The 17,431-nt window shown below is 61.4% G+C and carries 17 protein-coding genes; 12 read left to right on the forward strand and 5 right to left on the reverse strand.

Features of this window, described 5'->3' with window-relative positions:
* Positions 1-111 precede the first annotated feature (111 nt).
* On the forward strand, positions 112-1,023 hold the full coding sequence (locus AAEZ09_RS21205) for an alpha/beta hydrolase (protein WP_045060764.1): 912 nt from the start codon (positions 112-114) through the stop codon (positions 1,021-1,023).
* The gene (locus AAEZ09_RS21210; RefSeq protein WP_045060763.1) at positions 1,023-1,352 is read left to right on the forward strand and encodes a PA3694 family proteiin; all 330 of its coding nucleotides are present in this window, start codon (positions 1,023-1,025) and stop codon (positions 1,350-1,352) included. Before AAEZ09_RS21205 ends, AAEZ09_RS21210 begins: the two co-directional genes overlap by 1 nt.
* Positions 1,353-1,477: 125 nt before the next feature.
* Here the strand turns inward: AAEZ09_RS21210 and lptF are convergent, their stop codons facing one another.
* The 3 genes from lptF to AAEZ09_RS21225 form a co-directional block, all read right to left on the reverse strand.
* On the reverse strand, positions 1,478-2,266 hold the full coding sequence (gene lptF / locus AAEZ09_RS21215; RefSeq protein ID WP_350600682.1) for a lipotoxin F family OmpA-related lipoprotein LptF: 789 nt from the start codon (positions 2,264-2,266) through the stop codon (positions 1,478-1,480).
* Positions 2,267-2,321: 55 nt separating this feature from the next.
* Positions 2,322-2,735 carry a DUF4398 domain-containing protein gene (locus tag AAEZ09_RS21220; protein ID WP_045060761.1) on the reverse strand — a complete coding sequence of 138 codons (414 nt, stop codon included), beginning with the start codon at positions 2,733-2,735 and terminating at the stop codon, positions 2,322-2,324.
* Between the two features lie 285 nt (positions 2,736-3,020).
* Complete coding sequence (locus AAEZ09_RS21225; protein WP_350600684.1) at positions 3,021-3,365, reverse strand: pilin assembly protein; 345 nt, start codon at positions 3,363-3,365, stop codon at positions 3,021-3,023.
* A 201-nt stretch (positions 3,366-3,566) separates the two neighbouring features.
* On the opposite strand from AAEZ09_RS21225, the gene ppc reads away from it, so the two are divergent.
* From ppc to AAEZ09_RS21260, 7 genes are all read left to right on the forward strand, one after another.
* Positions 3,567-6,197 (forward strand): phosphoenolpyruvate carboxylase, encoded by a 2,631-nt coding sequence (gene ppc / locus AAEZ09_RS21230; RefSeq protein ID WP_205893156.1) that lies wholly within the window; start codon positions 3,567-3,569, stop codon positions 6,195-6,197.
* 287 nt (positions 6,198-6,484) lie between these two features.
* The gene (adk, locus tag AAEZ09_RS21235) at positions 6,485-7,135 is read left to right on the forward strand and encodes an adenylate kinase (RefSeq protein ID WP_045060103.1); all 651 of its coding nucleotides are present in this window, start codon (positions 6,485-6,487) and stop codon (positions 7,133-7,135) included.
* 85 nt (positions 7,136-7,220) lie between these two features.
* Positions 7,221-7,895 (forward strand): tRNA (adenosine(37)-N6)-threonylcarbamoyltransferase complex dimerization subunit type 1 TsaB, encoded by a 675-nt coding sequence (gene tsaB / locus AAEZ09_RS21240; protein ID WP_045060104.1) that lies wholly within the window; start codon positions 7,221-7,223, stop codon positions 7,893-7,895.
* A gap of 254 nt (positions 7,896-8,149) precedes the next feature.
* A complete protein-coding gene (locus tag AAEZ09_RS21245) occupies positions 8,150-8,455 on the forward strand; it encodes a hypothetical protein (RefSeq protein ID WP_045060105.1) in 306 nt (101 codons plus the stop codon).
* On the forward strand, positions 8,455-9,315 hold the full coding sequence (locus AAEZ09_RS21250; RefSeq protein WP_045060106.1) for a DUF72 domain-containing protein: 861 nt from the start codon (positions 8,455-8,457) through the stop codon (positions 9,313-9,315). The genes AAEZ09_RS21245 and AAEZ09_RS21250 overlap by 1 nt, the downstream gene beginning before the upstream one ends.
* Before the next feature lie 31 nt (positions 9,316-9,346).
* A complete protein-coding gene (locus AAEZ09_RS21255) occupies positions 9,347-10,168 on the forward strand; it encodes an isocitrate lyase/PEP mutase family protein (protein WP_045060107.1) in 822 nt (273 codons plus the stop codon).
* A gap of 2 nt (positions 10,169-10,170) precedes the next feature.
* Positions 10,171-10,866, forward strand: coding sequence for an extensin-like domain-containing protein (locus AAEZ09_RS21260; protein WP_045060108.1), 696 nt, complete (start codon positions 10,171-10,173; stop codon positions 10,864-10,866).
* A gap of 3 nt (positions 10,867-10,869) precedes the next feature.
* Here the strand turns inward: AAEZ09_RS21260 and AAEZ09_RS21265 are convergent, their stop codons facing one another.
* Positions 10,870-11,493, reverse strand: coding sequence for a hypothetical protein (locus AAEZ09_RS21265; RefSeq protein WP_045060109.1), 624 nt, complete (start codon positions 11,491-11,493; stop codon positions 10,870-10,872).
* A 92-nt stretch (positions 11,494-11,585) separates the two neighbouring features.
* Here AAEZ09_RS21265 and AAEZ09_RS21270 point away from each other — a divergent pair, with 92 nt between their 5' ends.
* Entirely contained in the window at positions 11,586-12,368 is a 783-nt protein-coding gene (locus AAEZ09_RS21270; RefSeq protein WP_209012834.1) for a class I SAM-dependent methyltransferase, read from the forward strand.
* A gap of 115 nt (positions 12,369-12,483) precedes the next feature.
* Here the strand turns inward: AAEZ09_RS21270 and AAEZ09_RS21275 are convergent, their stop codons facing one another.
* On the reverse strand, positions 12,484-13,128 hold the full coding sequence (locus tag AAEZ09_RS21275; protein ID WP_205893158.1) for a TetR/AcrR family transcriptional regulator: 645 nt from the start codon (positions 13,126-13,128) through the stop codon (positions 12,484-12,486).
* 93 nt (positions 13,129-13,221) lie between these two features.
* On the opposite strand from AAEZ09_RS21275, the gene AAEZ09_RS21280 reads away from it, so the two are divergent.
* Both AAEZ09_RS21280 and AAEZ09_RS21285 read left to right on the forward strand, forming a co-directional pair.
* Positions 13,222-14,322: an efflux RND transporter periplasmic adaptor subunit gene (locus AAEZ09_RS21280; RefSeq protein WP_350600685.1), complete on the forward strand. Its 1,101-nt coding sequence runs from the start codon at positions 13,222-13,224 to the stop codon at positions 14,320-14,322.
* Between the two features lie 6 nt (positions 14,323-14,328).
* A complete protein-coding gene (locus AAEZ09_RS21285; RefSeq protein WP_045060113.1) occupies positions 14,329-17,394 on the forward strand; it encodes an efflux RND transporter permease subunit in 3,066 nt (1,021 codons plus the stop codon).
* Positions 17,395-17,431 lie beyond the last annotated feature (37 nt).

Below are 17,431 nucleotides of genomic sequence, written 5' to 3' on the forward strand. Positions count from 1 at the left end.
ATCTGACATTCAGCGCTGTGGTCTACTGACAAAACGCTATCGCGGGCAAGCCTTGCTCCCACAAGATCGGTGATGAATTCCACACTTCTTTGTTACGCGGGACTTCAACGGATGAGAATCCTCGGCATCCTCTGCCTTCTCCTGACCCTCGGCGGTTGCAGCTCGCTGCTGTTCTACCCTGAGCCCGGTCAACTGTTCACCCCGGCAAAAGCCAAGCTCGACTACCGTGAAGTCACCCTGGTCACTGCCGATGGCCTCAAGCTGAATGCCTGGTGGCTTCCGGCGAAGCAAGGCGTCGAGGTCAAGGGCACGGTGCTCCATCTGCACGGCAATGGCGGCAATTTGCCCATGCACCTCGGAGGCAGCTGGTGGTTACCGCAAGAGGGATACCAGGTATTGCTGCTGGACTATCGCGGCTATGGCCTTTCCGAAGGCGAACCGAGCCTGCCGGCGATCTACCAGGACATCGACGCCGCCTTCAAATGGCTTGACCAGGCGCCTGAGGTCCAGGGTAAGCCGTTGATCCTTTTAGGGCAGAGCCTCGGTGGTTCAATGGCGGTGCATTACCTGGTCCAGCACCCGGAGCGCCAGAAGCAGCTCAAGGCGTTTGTGCTCGACGGTGTGCCGGCCAGCTACCGCAGCGTCGGGCGTTTTGCCCTGAGCAGTTCCTGGCTGACCTGGCCCTTGCAGGTGCCGTTGTCCTGGCTGGTGCCGGACGGCGACAGCGCGATCAACTCCATGGCGCAGCTCGATGGCGTGCCCAAATTGATTTACCACAGCATCGACGATCCGATCGTGCCTCTTTCCAACGGCATCCGTCTGTATCAAGCTGCGCCGCCGCCGCGGGTGCTGCAACTGACCCGGGGTGGGCATGTGCAGACCTTTGCCGACCCGGTCTGGCGCAAGGTCATGCTGCGCTACCTTGACGATCCGCAACATTTCGACGGCCTGCGCCGCTTGGGCGAAATCCCGAATTACCCGGCGCCCCCGAATTCTGAAGATGAACCACCAGAGAGTCCGTAATGAGTGAAGAACGTAACGCCATCCCGCTGATCATCACCGGTATCTGCAGCATCCTCGGCACTGTGGGTGCCCTGTGGTGGTACGGCTACCTGCACTTTGCCAAACCCGAGGATGCACTGCTGCTGAGCGAGTTCACCATGCTCAAGACCGTGCCCGGCGAAGACTACAAGATTTCCCTGCAGCCGGCCGCGCAAGTGGCCCAGTGCATCGATGGCGTGCTGGTCATGTTCGACACCGAGCAGAAAGGCCTGACCGGCGTGCTGGTAGACAACAAGAAGAAGGCAGTGCGTTGTGTGGGCGGGGAAACTCCGCAAAAGCTCGAACCCTGACGCCCTCGCCAGCTGCAACAACCCCGTAGGAGCTGCCGCAGGCTGCGATCTTTTGATCTTTTGATCTTCAACAAAAAGCCCCGCCTGATCAGATCAGGCGGGGCTTTTGTGTCACTGCGTAAAGCTTAGTTAGCGCTGAAGGCCGAGCGCGGCATGACCGGCTGGTTGTCATTGGAAATGGTCACTTCAACACGACGGTTCATGGCACGGCCCGAAGCGTTTCCGTTTTCGGCAACCGGGTATTCCTTGCCATAACCCTGAGCAACGATGCGCGCTGGATCAACGCCCATTTTCACCAGGGCAGTGCGCACGGAAGCCGCACGGCGCTCGGACAGCGACTGGTTATGCGACGCGGTACCGGTGCTGTCGGTGTAGCCTTCGACGATCACTTTACGGTCCGGGTTTTCCTGGAGGAACTGAGCCAGTTTGTTGATGTTGACCAGGCCGCTGGATTTCAGGTCGGCACGGTCGGTGGCGAACAGCACGTCACCGAAGGTCACCAGCGTACCGCGATCGGTCTGCTTGGCGTTCAGGCTGTCCTGCAGCTGCTTGATCTGCGCGTCACGGGCATCCAGACGAGCCTGGGCACGTTGGGCCGAAGCGTTTTTCAAGTTGGCTTCGGCGGTGCGCAGGGCGATGGTCTGCTTCGCCACTTCGACGCGCTGGTTGGTCAGGTAAGCCAGCTGATCGACTTTCGACTCGTCTTCCTTGTTCAGGTAAGCCTTGTCTGCCTTGTCCAGGTAGTCACTGGCTTCCTTGGTTTCCAGCGCCGCTACTTTACTGGCCTGCGGGTTGGTTTGCAGGCCGGTGTAGTTGGTGCGGGCGTTTTCCAGGTTCGCGTTAGGCGGAGTGGAGCAGGCTGCCAGTGCAACGCTTGCGGCCAGGAGAGCGGGGATCATCAATTGTTTACGCATAATAAGTCGTCCTTTCTATCGATTAGAGCTTCAGGTCTGGGGTCTGGATGCGCGCTTACTGCACGGTGCGCTGGCTTTCCTGACGCAATTCCTGAACACCTTTCTGAGAGTCCTTGACTGCCTGTTCGGCCTTCATTGCCTGCGCTTTGCGTTCCGCTACACGGGCGTCCCACTCGGCTTGTTCAGCCAGAACCTTGGCTTCGGCGTACTTCTTGTCATGCATGGCCAGCTCGGCCTGCTTGAGTTTGTCCTGAGCCGATTTCATTTCCACGGCTGCGAATTCGGTACCGCCGGCGCTGACGGCGCTATTGACGGCCGATTCAGTCACGGCGAACTGCTCGGTCGGCGGATTGCCTGCGCAACCGGCCAGAACGAAGCTGGTGCCGATTGCCAGTGCAGCCATTTTCAGACCGCGCAGGTGAGTAGACGAGGATTTGGCGATGCTGGTCTTCATGGTCTTCAACTCCATTGGAAATGCTCCTGAAAAACTTGAAAATCCATCCTGGGCATGGAGCCGTACCGTCGATGTTAAGAGGCGTTTTGAAACGGCCGTCCCAGGCGTGGTTACTGGGTACGACCCGAGCGCTTTTTCAAAAGTTCAGAAGAGATGGCCAATCGCCGGAAAAAATACCTGACCGATTGGTCATGGTTTTGGAGGTGGAACTTTGTGGGGGGCGCAGAGGTATTCTCGGGCTAATGTGGGAGCGAGCAAGCCCGCTTCCACAGGGATCACCTGCATTCTCGGGAACGATGATCAGTGTTTGGGCTCGTCGCCACCGCTCGCCAGATCATGCAAATACCTGCGCGACAGCGCCAGGAAACGTGGGGTCGGGCCGACGTCTTCGTACAATGGATCGCCTTCTTCGTCGGTTGCCACGACGGTCGATCCCTTCACATACGGGAAGCTTTTCTCAAGCTCCTCCAGCGCGGCGCCGATCAGCTCCCCGAGCAGTTCTTCGGGCTGGCGCTTGGGGTACATTTCGGTGATGGCCGCCAGTCTCGCGGCCGCTTCCACGTCCAGGTGAATCTTGTAACCGGTGTCGGTCAGGCGACCTTTGGCATTTTCTTCCCAATGCTGGGCGAGCTCGCGAATTTTCATGACAACCTCATTGCGCGCCTGCTCGTGGCAGGCCGGAGAGTATCCGCCGGTGAGGGGCGGCAAGCCGTTGTACGGCTTACTCTTCAGACTAGCTTCAACCCCAAAGGTTTACAGTCCCTTCGTCGTCTGCTTGTCAGAAACAGTCTGGAGCGGCACTCTTGAGGTTCCTGGCCGCCCGGATTTTTTGCTGGAGAACTGCTGATGACCGATATTGATGCACGCTTGCGCGAGGATGTTCACCTGCTGGGTGAGCTCTTGGGCAACACCATTCGCGAGCAGTATGGCGACGGCTTCCTCGACAAGATCGAGCAGATTCGCAAGGGGGCCAAGGCCGACCGGCGCGGTTCGATGGACGCCGAGCTGAGCGCCAGCCTCAACCAGTTGAGCGAAAATGAATTGCTCCCGGTTGCGCGGGCGTTCAACCAGTTTCTCAACCTGGCCAATATCGCCGAGCAGTACCAACTGATCCACCGACGCGAGGAATCCCAACCGGCACCTTTCGAGGCCCGGGTATTGCCGGAGTTGCTCGCTCGCTTACGGGCCGAAGGTCATGGTGCCGAAGCGCTGGCGCGGCAGTTGGGGCGGCTGGAGATCGAGCTGGTGCTGACCGCGCACCCGACGGAGGTGGCACGCCGTACCCTGATCCAGAAATACGACGCCATCGCCGAGCAGTTGGCGGCTCAGGACCATCGCGACCTGACCAGCGCCGAGCGCGAGCAGATCCAGGTCAAATTGCAACGCCTGATCGCCGAAGCCTGGCACACCGAGGAAATCCGCCGCACCCGCCCGACCCCGGTGGACGAAGCGAAATGGGGTTTTGCGGTCATCGAGCACTCGCTGTGGCAAGCCATTCCCAATTATCTGCGCAAGGCCGACAAGGCCCTGCACGACGCCACCGGCCTGCACCTTGCGCTGGAAGCTGCGCCGATTCGCTTTGCTTCCTGGATGGGCGGCGATCGCGACGGCAACCCGAATGTCACGGCGGCGGTCACCCGCGAAGTGCTGCTGCTGGCGCGCTGGATGGCGGCGGATCTGTACGTTCGTGACATCGATCAACTGGCAGCGGAGCTGTCGATGCAGCAGGCCAGCGATGCGCTCAAGGCAAAGGCCGGCGACAGCGCCGAACCTTACCGCGCGGTGCTCAAGCAACTGCGTGAACGTCTGCGGGCAACGCGTAACTGGGCGCATGCATCCCTGACAGCCAGCACACCGGCAACGGCTGATGTGCTGCAGGATAACCGCGACCTGCTAGGTCCGCTGCAGCTGTGTTATCAGTCGCTGCACGAGTGCGGCATGGGCGTGATTGCCGATGGACCGCTCCTCGATTGTCTACGCCGAGCGGTGACGTTCGGGCTGTTCCTGGTACGCCTGGATGTACGCCAGGACTCCTCGCGGCATTCGTCGGCCATGACCGAAATCACCGATTACCTGGGCCTGGGGCGCTACGAGGACTGGACTGAAGAAGAGCGCATCGACTTCCTGATGCGCGAGCTGGGCAACCGTCGACCATTGTTGCCGGCGTACTTCAAGCCATCGGCCGACACCGCCGAAGTACTGGCCACGTGCCGGGAAATCGCCGCCGCGCCGGGCGCTTCGCTGGGCTCGTATGTGATCTCCATGGCCGGCGCCGCCTCGGACGTGCTGGCCGTGCAGCTGCTGCTCAAGGAGGCCGGGGTATTGCGGCCGATGCGTGTAGTGCCGCTGTTCGAGACGCTCGCCGACCTGGATAACGCCGGCCCGGTGATCGAAAAACTGTTGCTCCTGCCAGGCTATCGTTCACGCCTGCACGGCCCGCAGGAAGTCATGATTGGCTACTCCGACTCGGCCAAGGATGCCGGCACCACGGCGGCAGCCTGGGCGCAGTATCGCGCGCAGGAACGCCTGGTCGATATTTGCCGCGAGCAGCAGGTGGAGCTGCTGTTGTTCCACGGCCGCGGTGGCACCGTTGGACGTGGCGGCGGTCCTGCTCACGCAGCCATTCTGTCGCAGCCGCCGGGTTCGGTCGCGGGGCGGTTCCGCACCACCGAGCAGGGGGAAATGATCCGCTTCAAATTCGGCCTGCCGGATATCGCCGAACAGAACCTCAACCTCTACCTGGCGGCCGTGCTGGAGGCAACGTTGTTGCCACCGCCACCGCCGGAGCCGGCCTGGCGCGATCTGATGGACGAACTGGCCGCTGATGGCGTGAAAGCCTATCGCGCAGTGGTGCGGGAAAATCCGCAGTTCGTCGAGTATTTCCGCCAGTCCACCCCGGAGCAGGAGCTCGGTCGCCTGCCGTTGGGCAGTCGCCCGGCCAAGCGACGCGCGGGTGGTATTGAAAGCTTGCGGGCCATTCCCTGGATCTTCGGCTGGACCCAGACCCGACTGATGTTGCCAGCCTGGCTTGGCTGGGAAGCGGCACTGAGCAAGGCGCTGGAGCGCGGCGAAGGTGAGTTGCTGGGGCAGATGCGCGAGCAGTGGCCGTTCTTCCGCACGCGCATCGATATGCTGGAGATGGTCCTGGCCAAGGCCGATGCGGACATCGCCCGGTCTTACGACGAGCGTCTGGTGGAGCCGGATCTGCTGCCACTAGGTGCGCATTTACGCGACCTATTGTCGCAGGCCTGCGCGGTGGTCCTGGGGCTGACCGGTCAGTCCCAACTGCTGGCGCATAGCCCGGCCACCCTCGAATTCATCCGCTTGCGCAACACCTACCTCGACCCGCTTCATCTATTACAGGCGGAGTTGCTGGCGCGCTCCCGGCAGCAGGAAGTCACTCAAGGCAGCCCGGTAGAACAGGCGCTGCTGGTGTCTGTGGCGGGGATTGCCGCTGGTTTGCGTAACACCGGCTAACATTTTGCGGTGGCGTCCGGCACCTGCAGCGGGTGGCGGATGCCTGCCGCCGAGTCGCGCGAAAGTGCGGTCAGGCGACAGTTAGTGATGGGGTTGCGACTTGGGGTACCCCGTCGCAAAGTCACGCAAGGCGTGGGTTTCTCCGACTTTCGGCGGCTTGTGTGGGCAGGAACTGCTGTGTATCTTGAGCAGCCTTTGGCCGTTTGGGCGGTCACGACCCTATTTTTGAGATTGGCCCCATGAGGCGAATCTGACGTTATCCATATAAAAAATTGAGGAGCACATCGATGCGCGTCATTCTGCTGGGAGCTCCCGGGGCCGGTAAAGGTACTCAGGCGAAGTTCATCACCGAGAAATTCGGCATTCCGCAAATCTCCACTGGCGACATGCTGCGTGCAGCGGTCAAGGCTGGCACCGAGCTGGGCCTGATCGCCAAGAGCGTCATGGACAGCGGCGGTCTGGTCTCCGACGACCTGATCATCAACCTGGTCAAGGAACGCATCAGCCAGGCTGACTGCACCAACGGATTCCTGTTCGACGGTTTCCCGCGCACCATTCCTCAGGCTGAAGCGCTGGTCAAAGCCGGCGTGGAGCTGGATCACGTGGTCGAGATCGCCGTTGACGACGAAGAAATCGTTCAGCGCATCGCCGGTCGCCGTGTTCACGAGGCCAGCGGCCGCGTCTACCACACCGTCTACAATCCGCCGAAAGTTGCCGGTAAAGACGACATCACCGGTGAAGACCTGGTGCAGCGCAAGGACGACACTGAAGAAACCGTTCGTCATCGCCTGTCGGTCTACCATTCCCAGACCAAACCGCTGGTGGCTTTCTACCAGAAGCTGTCGGCTGAAACCGATGGCAAGCCGAAGTACAGCCACATTGCTGGCGTCGGCTCCGTCGAAGCGATCACCGGCAAGGTGCTTGAAGCCCTGAGCTGATCTGCGTTTGATCTTCTACGGCCCGCTTGCGGGCCGTAGTTGTTTATACTGGCGCACTTTTTCTGACTCTCTTACGGAAACATCGATGAGCACCTTGCTGGCCCTGGACACCGCGACTGAAGCCTGCTCTGTTGCCTTGCTGCATGACGGCAAGGTCACGAGCCATTACGAGGTGATCCCGCGCCTGCACGCGCAAAAGCTGTTGCCGATGATTCAGCAGTTGCTGGCAGACGCCGGGACCACGCTGCAGGCGGTCGACGCCATCGCATTTGGCCGGGGGCCGGGAGCATTTACCGGCGTGCGGATCGCCATCGGCGTGGTCCAGGGCCTGGCCTTTGCCCTGGATCGCCCGGTACTGCCGGTATCCAACCTGGCAGTGCTGGCGCAGCGGGCCTTGCGCGAGCATGGCGTGAGCCAGGTGGCCGCGGCTATCGACGCGCGCATGGATGAAGTGTATTGGGGTTGCTACCGCGAGACAGCGGGGGAGATGCGCCTGGTCGGTGCCGAAGCGGTGCTGGCGCCGGAAGCGGCAGCGTTGCCTGCCGATGCCAGCGGCGAGTGGTTCGGTGCGGGTACCGGTTGGGGCTATGCCGAGCGCATAGCCGTCAATCCGAGCGGGCAGGATGCGGGCATGTTGCCCCACGCTGAAGACCTGCTGACGCTGGCCAGATTTGCCTGGGCGCGCGGTGAAGCCATCGTGGCGGATGAGGCGCAGCCGGTTTATTTGCGCGATAAAGTGGCGACGCCTAAAGCAAGATAAGCTTGAATCGCGGTGGTTTCTCCGCGAGCAAGCCCGCTCCCACAGATTGCGAGTTGTCACTGAACTTGTGTGCGACATGCCTCCTGTGGGAGCGGGCTTGCCCGCGAAGACGGCCTCACAGACACAGCCAATCGTCAGTTTCCATCTTCCATGTTTAAACCTTTTGCCTTTTTTGTGTTCTAGTTATCATTCGGCAGTTTGCGAAGAGCCCTGCGCGCCACTAAACTGCCATCATCGATACCGAGCATGACTTTATGCGTATAGACGGCTTTTCCTCTCAGTCCTACCCCATCAAGCGCCAACAGCGTAAGAGCACTGTGGTGCAGGACGAGCCGGTCGATATCGACGGTGAGCTGGAATATCCATCCGAAGAGCAAATGGCCGCCCGCGCCGCCAAAGCTGGCGCGCAACGCCTGGGTAATCTTCCGGCGCGTCAGCAGGACATGATCTACCATCGCGCCATGAGCAAGAGCGTCGCAATGGCCCTTGCCAGCTACCTCAGCACTGCCGGTTTCGTCGATTGGGATGCAGACGTGCTGGGCCTCGACCTGTACATCTGATGCGGCTGCCGTATTACCTCGGTTGCCCGTCCTGGAGTGAAAACGCCTGGCGCGATTACTTCTATCCGCAAGATGCCCGGCCTGCCGAGTTCCTGTCGCTTTATTCCCAGGTGTTCAATGCGGTTGAAGGCAATACAACCTTCTACGCCAGCCCGGCTGCCAGTACTGTGCAGCGCTGGGCCGACACCATGCCCGAGCACTTTCGCTTTACTGCCAAATTCCCCGGCGACATCAGCCACAGCGGCGACCTGCGTGAACAGCTGACTGCGGCCGAGACTTTCCTGCAACTGCTCAGCCCCTTGGGTGAACGAGTCTCGCCACTGTGGCTGCAACTGCCGAAAAGCTTCACACCGCAGCGCCTGCCCGAACTGGCGGGTTTCATTGATGCGTTGGAGCGGCCACTGGCGGTGGAGGTGCGCCATCGGGAGTTCTTCGCCAAGGGCGACAGCGAACGCATTCTCAATCGATTGTTGCGCGATCGTGGCATCGAACGTATCTGCCTCGATCCACGGGCACTGTTCAGTTGCACCTCGACCGATCCTGCCGTGCTCGACGCCCAGGCTAAGAAGCCCAACGTGGCGACTCGCCCGGCGGCGTTCACACAGTGCCCACAGGTGCGCTTCATTGGTCATCCACAGCTGGAAGCGAATGATCCGTTCCTGGTGCCCTGGGTGGAAAAAATTGCGCAGTGGATCGAGGAGGGCCGCACGCCTTATATCTTCCTGCACACCGCCGACAACCTGCTGGCTGCGAAACTCGCGCAACGTTTCCACACTCAACTGATGCTGCGTTTACCTGGTCTGCCGGCGCTGCCTGAGCTATACAGAGAGCCCGCCGCCGAACAACTTGGTTTGCTCTGAGGCGTGAGTCGTCTTTTCCAGGAGCCTGCCAATGGATGCGCAAACCCTTCGAGCCCAGGCGTTCAAAGCGCTGCATGAACGCGACAAGGCTTTCGTGATTCCCAATCCGTGGGACGCCGGTTCGGCGAAAATGCTCGCCAGCCTGGGGTTCCAGGCCCTGGCCACCACCAGCGCCGGTTATGCCTTCTCCAATGCTCGCCCGGACGGCGGACTGAGCCTGGATGACACCCTGGCCAATGTCCGGGCGATCGTCGCGGCCTCGGACCTGCCAGTGGCGGTCGATCTGGAGAACGGCTTTGCCGATGATCCCGCCGCCTGTGCGCAAAGTATTCTGCGTGCGGCAGAGGCCGGGGCTGTTGGCGGCTCGATCGAAGACGCGACGGGCCGCGATGACGCGCCGATCTATTGTTTCGAACATGCCGTGGCGCGGATCGAAGCGGCAGTATCAGCCGCTCGCAGCTTGCCCTTTGCCTTCACGCTGACGGCCCGGGCGGAAAACTTCCTGCACGGCAATCCGGACCTGGCGGACACGATCCACCGTCTGCAGGCGTTTTCTGAAGCGGGCGCCGACGTGCTGTATGCACCCGGGCTGCGCAGTGCCGAGGAGGTCTTGGCGGTGGTTCGTGCGGTCGCGCCCAAGCCGGTCAATGTGCTGATGTCCGGTGGCCTCAAATTGACGGTCGCGCAATTGAACGATATGGGCGTCAGGCGCATCAGCGTCGGTTCGGCGCTGGCTCTGGCGGCCTATGGCGAGTTTTTCCGTGCGGCGCGGGAGATAAAGGAGGCCGGCACGTTTGACTTCACCTCAAGGTCCATGCCGTACGCCCAGGCCAATCAATTGTTCAAGGGCTGACGATGCGGTTGCGCTGGTGGCTGTTGTTCCTGCTGCTGATCATCGGCTCAACCGCTGCGGGCGTGTGGCGTGGCTGGATCGCGGTACCGCCGCAGTGGAACCCCTGGGCGCCGCTGGACGTTGCCGCTGCGCCGAATGTCCTCACGCGCTACAAACTCATGCGCTTGCGCGCCGATGCCCAGCTGTGTGACCAGGCCCTGGCCACTTCCGGCTTGCGCGTGAACCGCCAGGCCGATAGCCCCGACGCGACCTGCCCGCTGCTTAATACCTTGCGCATACAGGGCGGCGAGGTCGCGTTGAGCAGCAGTTTCCTCGCCAGTTGCCCATTGGCCGTGACCTTCGCACTGTTCGAGCGCCATGCCCTTCAGCCTGCAGCTCAGGCGATCTATGGGCAGGCGGTGGCGCGGGTCGATCATCTGGGCAGCTTCGCCTGTCGCAACGTCTACGGGCGCGAGAATGCGAGGCGCAGCCAGCATGCGTCCGCCGATGCGCTGGACATCGCCGGTTTTCGCCTGGCAGATGGGCGAACGATCAGTGTGCTCAAGGACTGGCCAGGGGATAATCGCGACGCGCAGTTTTTACGGCAGGTTCGCAATGGCGGCTGTGGGCTGTTCAGTGTGGTCTTGAGTCCGGATTACAATGCCGCCCATCACAATCACTTTCATGTGGATGTCGGGCCGTGGTCGGTGTGCCGCTGACGGTCAGGCGGCGATGCGCAGGTTGTGCAGGACGATCGGGCGAGCCCAGCCGATGTCGAAGTCGAAGTTTTTCTGCTGATCCACCAGTTCTTCGGGCGAGAAAGGCGGGAACGGCTTGTCCAGCAGATCAAGTTCGAATTCGGCGATGGGCAGGTGCAGCAGGCGCGGTTGTGGCGCCGGGCCAACGTCTGCCAACGGTTGGCCAGCATTGAGCACGATCGGGCGAACCCAGGCGCTTTCGAAATCCTGCTGTTTCTGTTGGGCGACGATTTCTTCTTCCGGGAACGGTGGGAAGGGCTTGTCGACCAGGTCCAGCTCGAACTCGGCAATTGGCAGGAACAGTGGTTCGGGCGGGCGTACTACGTGGTCCTGCACGTTACATTCGCGCTGCGAAACGATATGCGCGAGCAGGTCGCTACCCACGGTGGGTTCGACCGGGCTGTCGAGGTCGACCGCCGGGAAATCCAGCGAAGCGGGGAGCACCTCTTCCTTCGACTGATCAGCCAGGGCCCGGGCAAAAAAATCCTGCCACAGATGACTGACGCCGCTCAGTGCTTGGGAGTTTCGCAGGCTGTAATCGCCGTAGGGCGAGATAAAGCCTGTGATGATGGGTTGAATGTCTGACATTTTTCTCGGTCGACGCTCAGCTCTGGCAAAATGCTCGATAGTTTTGTTATCGGCCGTTTTTGCCGATCATTAATTTTTTGAGTGTGTTTTCCATGATTGAGCAACCGTCGGCCTGCCGCATCCATGTCGAAGCCCTGGGCACGACCTTCCAGCCAGAGGCCGAACAATGGGCAGAGCGCCTGGGTTTGCCGTTGCAGGTGGCCGATGCCGAGTTCGCGCTGCAGGTAGGCGAGCAGGGTTTGCAACTGCAACAGCTCGGGGCCGATGCGCCGGGGCCGGTGCGGGTGGATTTTGTCGAAGGCGGTGCGGCCCACAGGCGCCTGTTTGGCGGTGGCACCGGGCAGATGATCGCCAAGGCGGTGGGTATCGGCCAAGGCGTGCGGCCGCGGGTGCTGGATGCCACGGCGGGGCTGGGCAAGGATGCGTTTGTCCTGGCGAGTCTGGGTTGCGAGATGAGCCTGATCGAACGCCAGCCTTTGATTGGCGCCTTGCTCGAAGATGGCCTGCTGCGTGCGGCGGAGGATTTCGACGTGGCGCCGATCGTGGCGCGCATGCGTTTGCTCAAGGGCAACTCGATCGAGGTGATGCGCAACTGGGAGGGGGAGCCACCGCAGGTGATCTACCTGGACCCGATGTTCCCGCATCGTGAGAAAACCGCCCTGGTGAAGAAGGAGATGCGCCTGTTCCGGCCACTGGTGGGCGATGACCTGGATGCGCCGGCCTTGCTCGCAGCGGCGTTAGCTCTTGCCAGCCATCGCGTGGTGGTCAAGCGCCCGCGCAAGGCACCGTGCATTGAGGGGCCCAAGCCCAGCCATGCTCTGGACGGGAAATCGAGTCGGTATGATATTTATCCGAAGAAGGCGCTCAAGTCCTGAGACCGGGTTGCGCCTTTCGCGGGCAAGCCCGCTCCCGCAGGGATTCGTGTTAAATCACAGACCTCCTGTGGGAGCGGGCTTGCCTGCGATGGGGCCGGTCCTTGCTGCACATAACTCAGACTGAATCCGGCCGATAAGCCCGCATAAACAACCCCACCACCTCCCGCACATGGCTTTCCGCGGCCTCCCCGGCCAGCGGCGCGCCGCAGCCATACAGCAGGCGAAAATTCCCTGCGCCCTTGAGCAGGCAAAAGAAATGCTCGGCCGCGTTGCGCGGTTTATCGATGCTCAGCGCGCCGCTTTGGTCGATCCTTACCAGCAACCTTTCCATGCCATGCAGCATGCGCTCGGGGCCGGCTTCGAAGAAGATCAGCGAGAGCTTCGGATCCTGGCTGCCCAGGGTCATCATCAGGCGGTGCAGGTTCACCGATTCATCGCTGTTGATCAGTTGGTGAAAACCATGGGCAATGTTCAGCAGCACGGTCTCCACTGCGATGCCGTCGGGCAACTCGAAAAACAGCGGCGGCAGTTGTTCTTCACATTTGGCCACGACGGCCGCGGAAAACAGCGTTTCCTTGTCGTTGAAGTGGCTGTACACCGTGAGCTTTGACACGCCGGCCTCGGTCGCCACTGCGTCCATGCTGGTGTTCGCGTAGCCGTTGCTCAGGAACAGGCTTTTCGCCGCGTCGAGGATCGCCTGGCGCTTGGCCAGATCCTTGGGACGGCCAGGGCCGTTGGGGGCTGAAAGATTGTTGGGCATTCTTCGCTTTAATACTGGACTGGTGAGTTTGCTATTAATAACATACTGGCCAGTATAATTATTCCAAGCACCATTAGCGAAAGGTCCTTCACCATGTTCCGCTATGCCTTGCCCCTCGCGTTGCCAGTCGTTCTGGCTTTTTTATTGTCCGCGTGCGGTCATGAGGAGGCGCCTCAGGTCACGGTGCGACCGGCCATGATGGTGCAGCCAGAGCCTTCGGCGCAGGCCATGGAAAGTTTCCCCGGTGAAGTGCGGGCGCGTTTCGAGCCGGACCTGGCTTTCCGGATTGGCGGCAAGGTGATTCGACGACTGGTCGAGGAGGGGCAGCGGGTCAAGGCTGATCAGCCGCTGGCGGAGCTTGATCCCCAGGACGTACGCCTGCAACTGGAGGCCACCCGCGCCCAGGTCGCGGCGGCCGAAGCCAATCTCAATCTGGTGCGTGCCGAGCGTGATCGCTACAAGACCTTGATGGACCGTCAGATGGTCAGCCGTTCGGCGTACGACAATTCCGAAAATCTTTACCGATCCGGTGAAGCGCGCCTCAAGCAAATCAAAGCCGAATTCAACGTATCGACCAACCAGGCCAGCTATGCCGTTCTGCGGGCGCCCCAGGACGGTGTGGTGGCCAAGCGGGCGGTGGAAGTCGGGCAGGTGGTAGCCGCCGGGCAAACCGTGTTTACCCTGGCCACTGATGGTGAGCGGGAAGTGCTGATCAGCCTTCCGGAGCAGAGTTTTGGCCGGTTCAAGGTGGGCCAGCCGGTGTCCGTGGAGCTCTGGACCCAACCTGACCAGCGCTTTGCCGGGCGGATCCGCGAACTCTCGCCGGCGGCCGATCCGAAGTCGCGCACGTTCGCCGCGCGTATTGCCTTCACCGCCGGCAAAGTACCGGCCGAACTCGGTCAGAGCGCCCGGGTGTTTATCCAGGCCGCTGACGTCGTATCGCTGTCAGTGCCGCTCTCGGCAGTCACCGCAGAAAACGGCGCCACCTACGTCTGGGTACTCGGCGCCAACAACACCCTGAAAAAAGCCCCGGTGCGTGTCGGCGCCTTCGGCGAGAAGACCGTGCCGGTGCTGGAAGGCCTGAACGCCACTGATTGGGTAGTCGCCGCCGGTGTTCATGTGCTGCATGACGGGCAGCAGGTGCGCCCGGTGGACCGCTCCAACCGCGTGATCAATCTGGCGGACAAGGAGTAATCCCCGATGGGCTTCAATCTTTCCGAGTGGGCGTTGCGTAACCGCCAGATCGTACTGTTCCTGATGCTGCTGCTGGCCGTGGTTGGAGCGCTTTCCTACACCAAGCTCGGCCAGAGCGAAGACCCGCCGTTCACTTTCAAGGCCATGGTAATTCGCACCAATTGGCCGGGCGCAACGGCCGAGGAAGTCTCGCGGCAGGTTACCGAACGCATCGAAAAGAAGCTGATGGAAACCGGGGAGTACGAACGCATCGTGTCGTTCTCTCGTCCAGGAGAATCCCAGGTGACGTTTATCGCCCGGGATTCCATGCACTCGGTGCAGATTCCCGAGCTGTGGTATCAGGTGCGCAAGAAGATCAGCGACATTCGCCACACCTTGCCCCCGGGCATCCAGGGGCCGTTTTTCAACGATGAATTCGGCACCACCTTCGGCAATATCTACGCCCTGACCGGCGATGGGTTCGATTACGCGGTGCTCAAGGACTACGCCGATCGCATCCAGATCCAGCTGCAACGGGTCAAGGATGTCGGCAAGGTCGAGCTGCTTGGGCTGCAGGACGAGAAGATCTGGATCGAGCTGTCCAACGTCAAGCTCGCCACCCTGGGTTTGCCCCTGGCCGCAGTCCAGCAAGCGTTGGAAGAGCAGAATGCGGTGTCTACGGCGGGGTTCTTCGAAACCAGCAGTGAACGTTTGCAGCTGCGGGTGTCGGGGAATTTTCAGACAGTCGATGAGATAAAGAACTTTCCGATCCGGGTGGGCGAACGTACGTTCCGCATTTCCGATGTGGCTGACGTACGGCGTGGTTTTAACGACCCGCCGGCGCCGCGTATGCGCTTCATGGCGCAGGACGCCATCGGCCTGGCGGTTGCGATGAAGGACGGTGGCGACATCCTGGTGCTGGGCAAGGCGCTGGAAGTCGAATTCGACCGCATCCAGAAGAATCTTCCGGCCGGGATGCAGTTGCGCAAGGTCTCGGACCAGCCCGCTGCAGTAAAAACCGGCGTTGGCGAATTCATCCAGGTGCTGGTGGAGGCCCTGGCGATCGTATTGCTGGTGAGTTTCTTCTCCCTTGGCGTGCGCACCGGCATGGTCGTGGCGTTGGCGATTCCCCTGGTGCTGGCGATGACATTCGCCTGCATGTATTACCTGGGCATCGGCCTGCACAAAATCTCCCTCGGAGCCCTGGTGCTGGCGCTGGGCTTGCTGGTGGACGATGCGATCATCGCCGTGGAAATGATGGCGATCAAAATGGAGCAGGGCTTCGACCGGGTCAAGGCGGCCAGCTACGCCTGGACCAGCACCGCGTTCCCGATGCTCACCGGCACGCTGATCACCGCCGCCGGCTTTCTGCCGATTGCCACGGCGCAATCGGGCACTGGCGAGTACACCCGCTCGATCTTCCAGGTAGTGACCATCGCACTGCTGGCGTCCTGGGTCGCCGCCGTGGTCTTCGTGCCGTATCTGGGGGAAAAACTCCTGCCTGATCTGGCGAAAATTCACGCAGCCAAACACGGCAGTGGTCAGCCTGATCCTTACGGCACTCCGTTCTATCAGCGCGTGCGGCGCCTGGTGGAGTGGTGCGTACGGTGGCGCAAGACCGTGATCGTGTTAACCGTGGTGTTGTTCATTGCCTCTATTGCGCTGTTCCGGTTTGTGCCGCAGCAATTTTTCCCGGCGTCCGGCCGCCTTGAACTGATGGTCGACCTGAAGCTGGCCGAGGGCGCGTCCCTGAGCAACACCGCCGAAGAGGTCAAACGTCTCGAAGTGCTGCTTAAGGATCACGCCGGTATCGATAGTTACGTGGCTTACGTGGGCACTGGGTCACCGCGCTTTTACCTGCCGCTGGATCAGCAACTGCCAGCCGCCAGCTTTGCCCAGTTTGTGGTGCTGGCCAAGACCATCGAAGACCGCGAACCCCTGCGCACCTGGCTGATCGAGACCCTCAACGAGCAGTTTCCGGCCTTGCGCTCGCGGGTGACGCGCCTGGAAAACGGCCCGCCCGTGGGATATCCGGTGCAGTTCCGGGTGACCGGTGAACACATCGAGGAGGTGCGTGCCCTGGCGCGCAAGGTCGCGGCGAAAGTGCGCGAGAACCCGCATGTGGTCAACGTGCACCTGGACTGGGAAGAGCCGAGCAAGGTGGTGTACCTCAACGTCGATCAGGACCGTGCCCGGGCGCTTGGGGTGAGCACCGCGAGCCTGGCAAAATTCCTCCAGAGTTCCCTGACCGGTTCCAGCGTCAGCCAGTACCGCGAAGACAACGAATTGATCGAGATCCTGCTGCGCGGCACCCTGCACGAGCGTACCGAGCTGTCTTTGCTGCCGAGCCTCGCCGTGCCGACCGACAACGGGCGCAGCGTGGCGCTGTCACAGATCGCGACGCTGGAATACGGCTTTGAAGAGGGCATCATCTGGCACCGTAATCGCCTGCCCAACGTCACCGTTCGGGCCGATATCTACGGCAAGGAACAACCGGCGACCCTGGTGGCGCAGATCATGCCGACCCTCGATCCGATTCGCGCCGAGCTGCCGGACGGCTACCTGCTGGATGTCGGCGGCACCGTCGAAGATTCGGCCCGTGGGCAGAACTCGGTGAAGGCTGGCGTACCCTTGTTTATCGTGGTGGTGCTGACCTTGCTGATGCTGCAACTGCGCAGCTTCTCGCGCACGGTGATGGTGTTCCTGACCGCGCCGCTGGGGCTCATCGGCGTGACGCTGTTCCTGTTGGTATTCCGGCAGCCGTTCGGCTTCGTCGCGATGCTGGGGACCATCGCCCTGTCGGGGATGATCATGCGCAACTCGGTGATCCTGGTGGACCAGATCGAGCAGGACATCGCCGCCGGGCTCACGCCTTGGCAAGCGATCATCGAAGCCACGGTCCGACGCTTCCGGCCAATCGTGCTGACGGCGCTGGCGGCAGTGCTGGCGATGATCCCGCTGTCACGCAGCGTGTTCTTCGGGCCGATGGCGGTTGCCATCATGGGCGGGCTGATTGTGGCCACAGCGTTGACGCTGTTGTTTCTGCCGGCGTTGTATGCGGCATGGTTCCGCATCAGGAAGGACCCGGCCTGATCCTCCCCTGTGGGAGCAAAGCTTGCTCGCGATCGAT

The sequence above is a fragment of the Pseudomonas sp. 65/3-MNA-CIBAN-0223 genome (genome assembly GCF_040310425.1).
Taxonomy (GTDB): Bacteria; Pseudomonadota; Gammaproteobacteria; order Pseudomonadales; family Pseudomonadaceae; genus Aquipseudomonas; species Aquipseudomonas gregormendelii.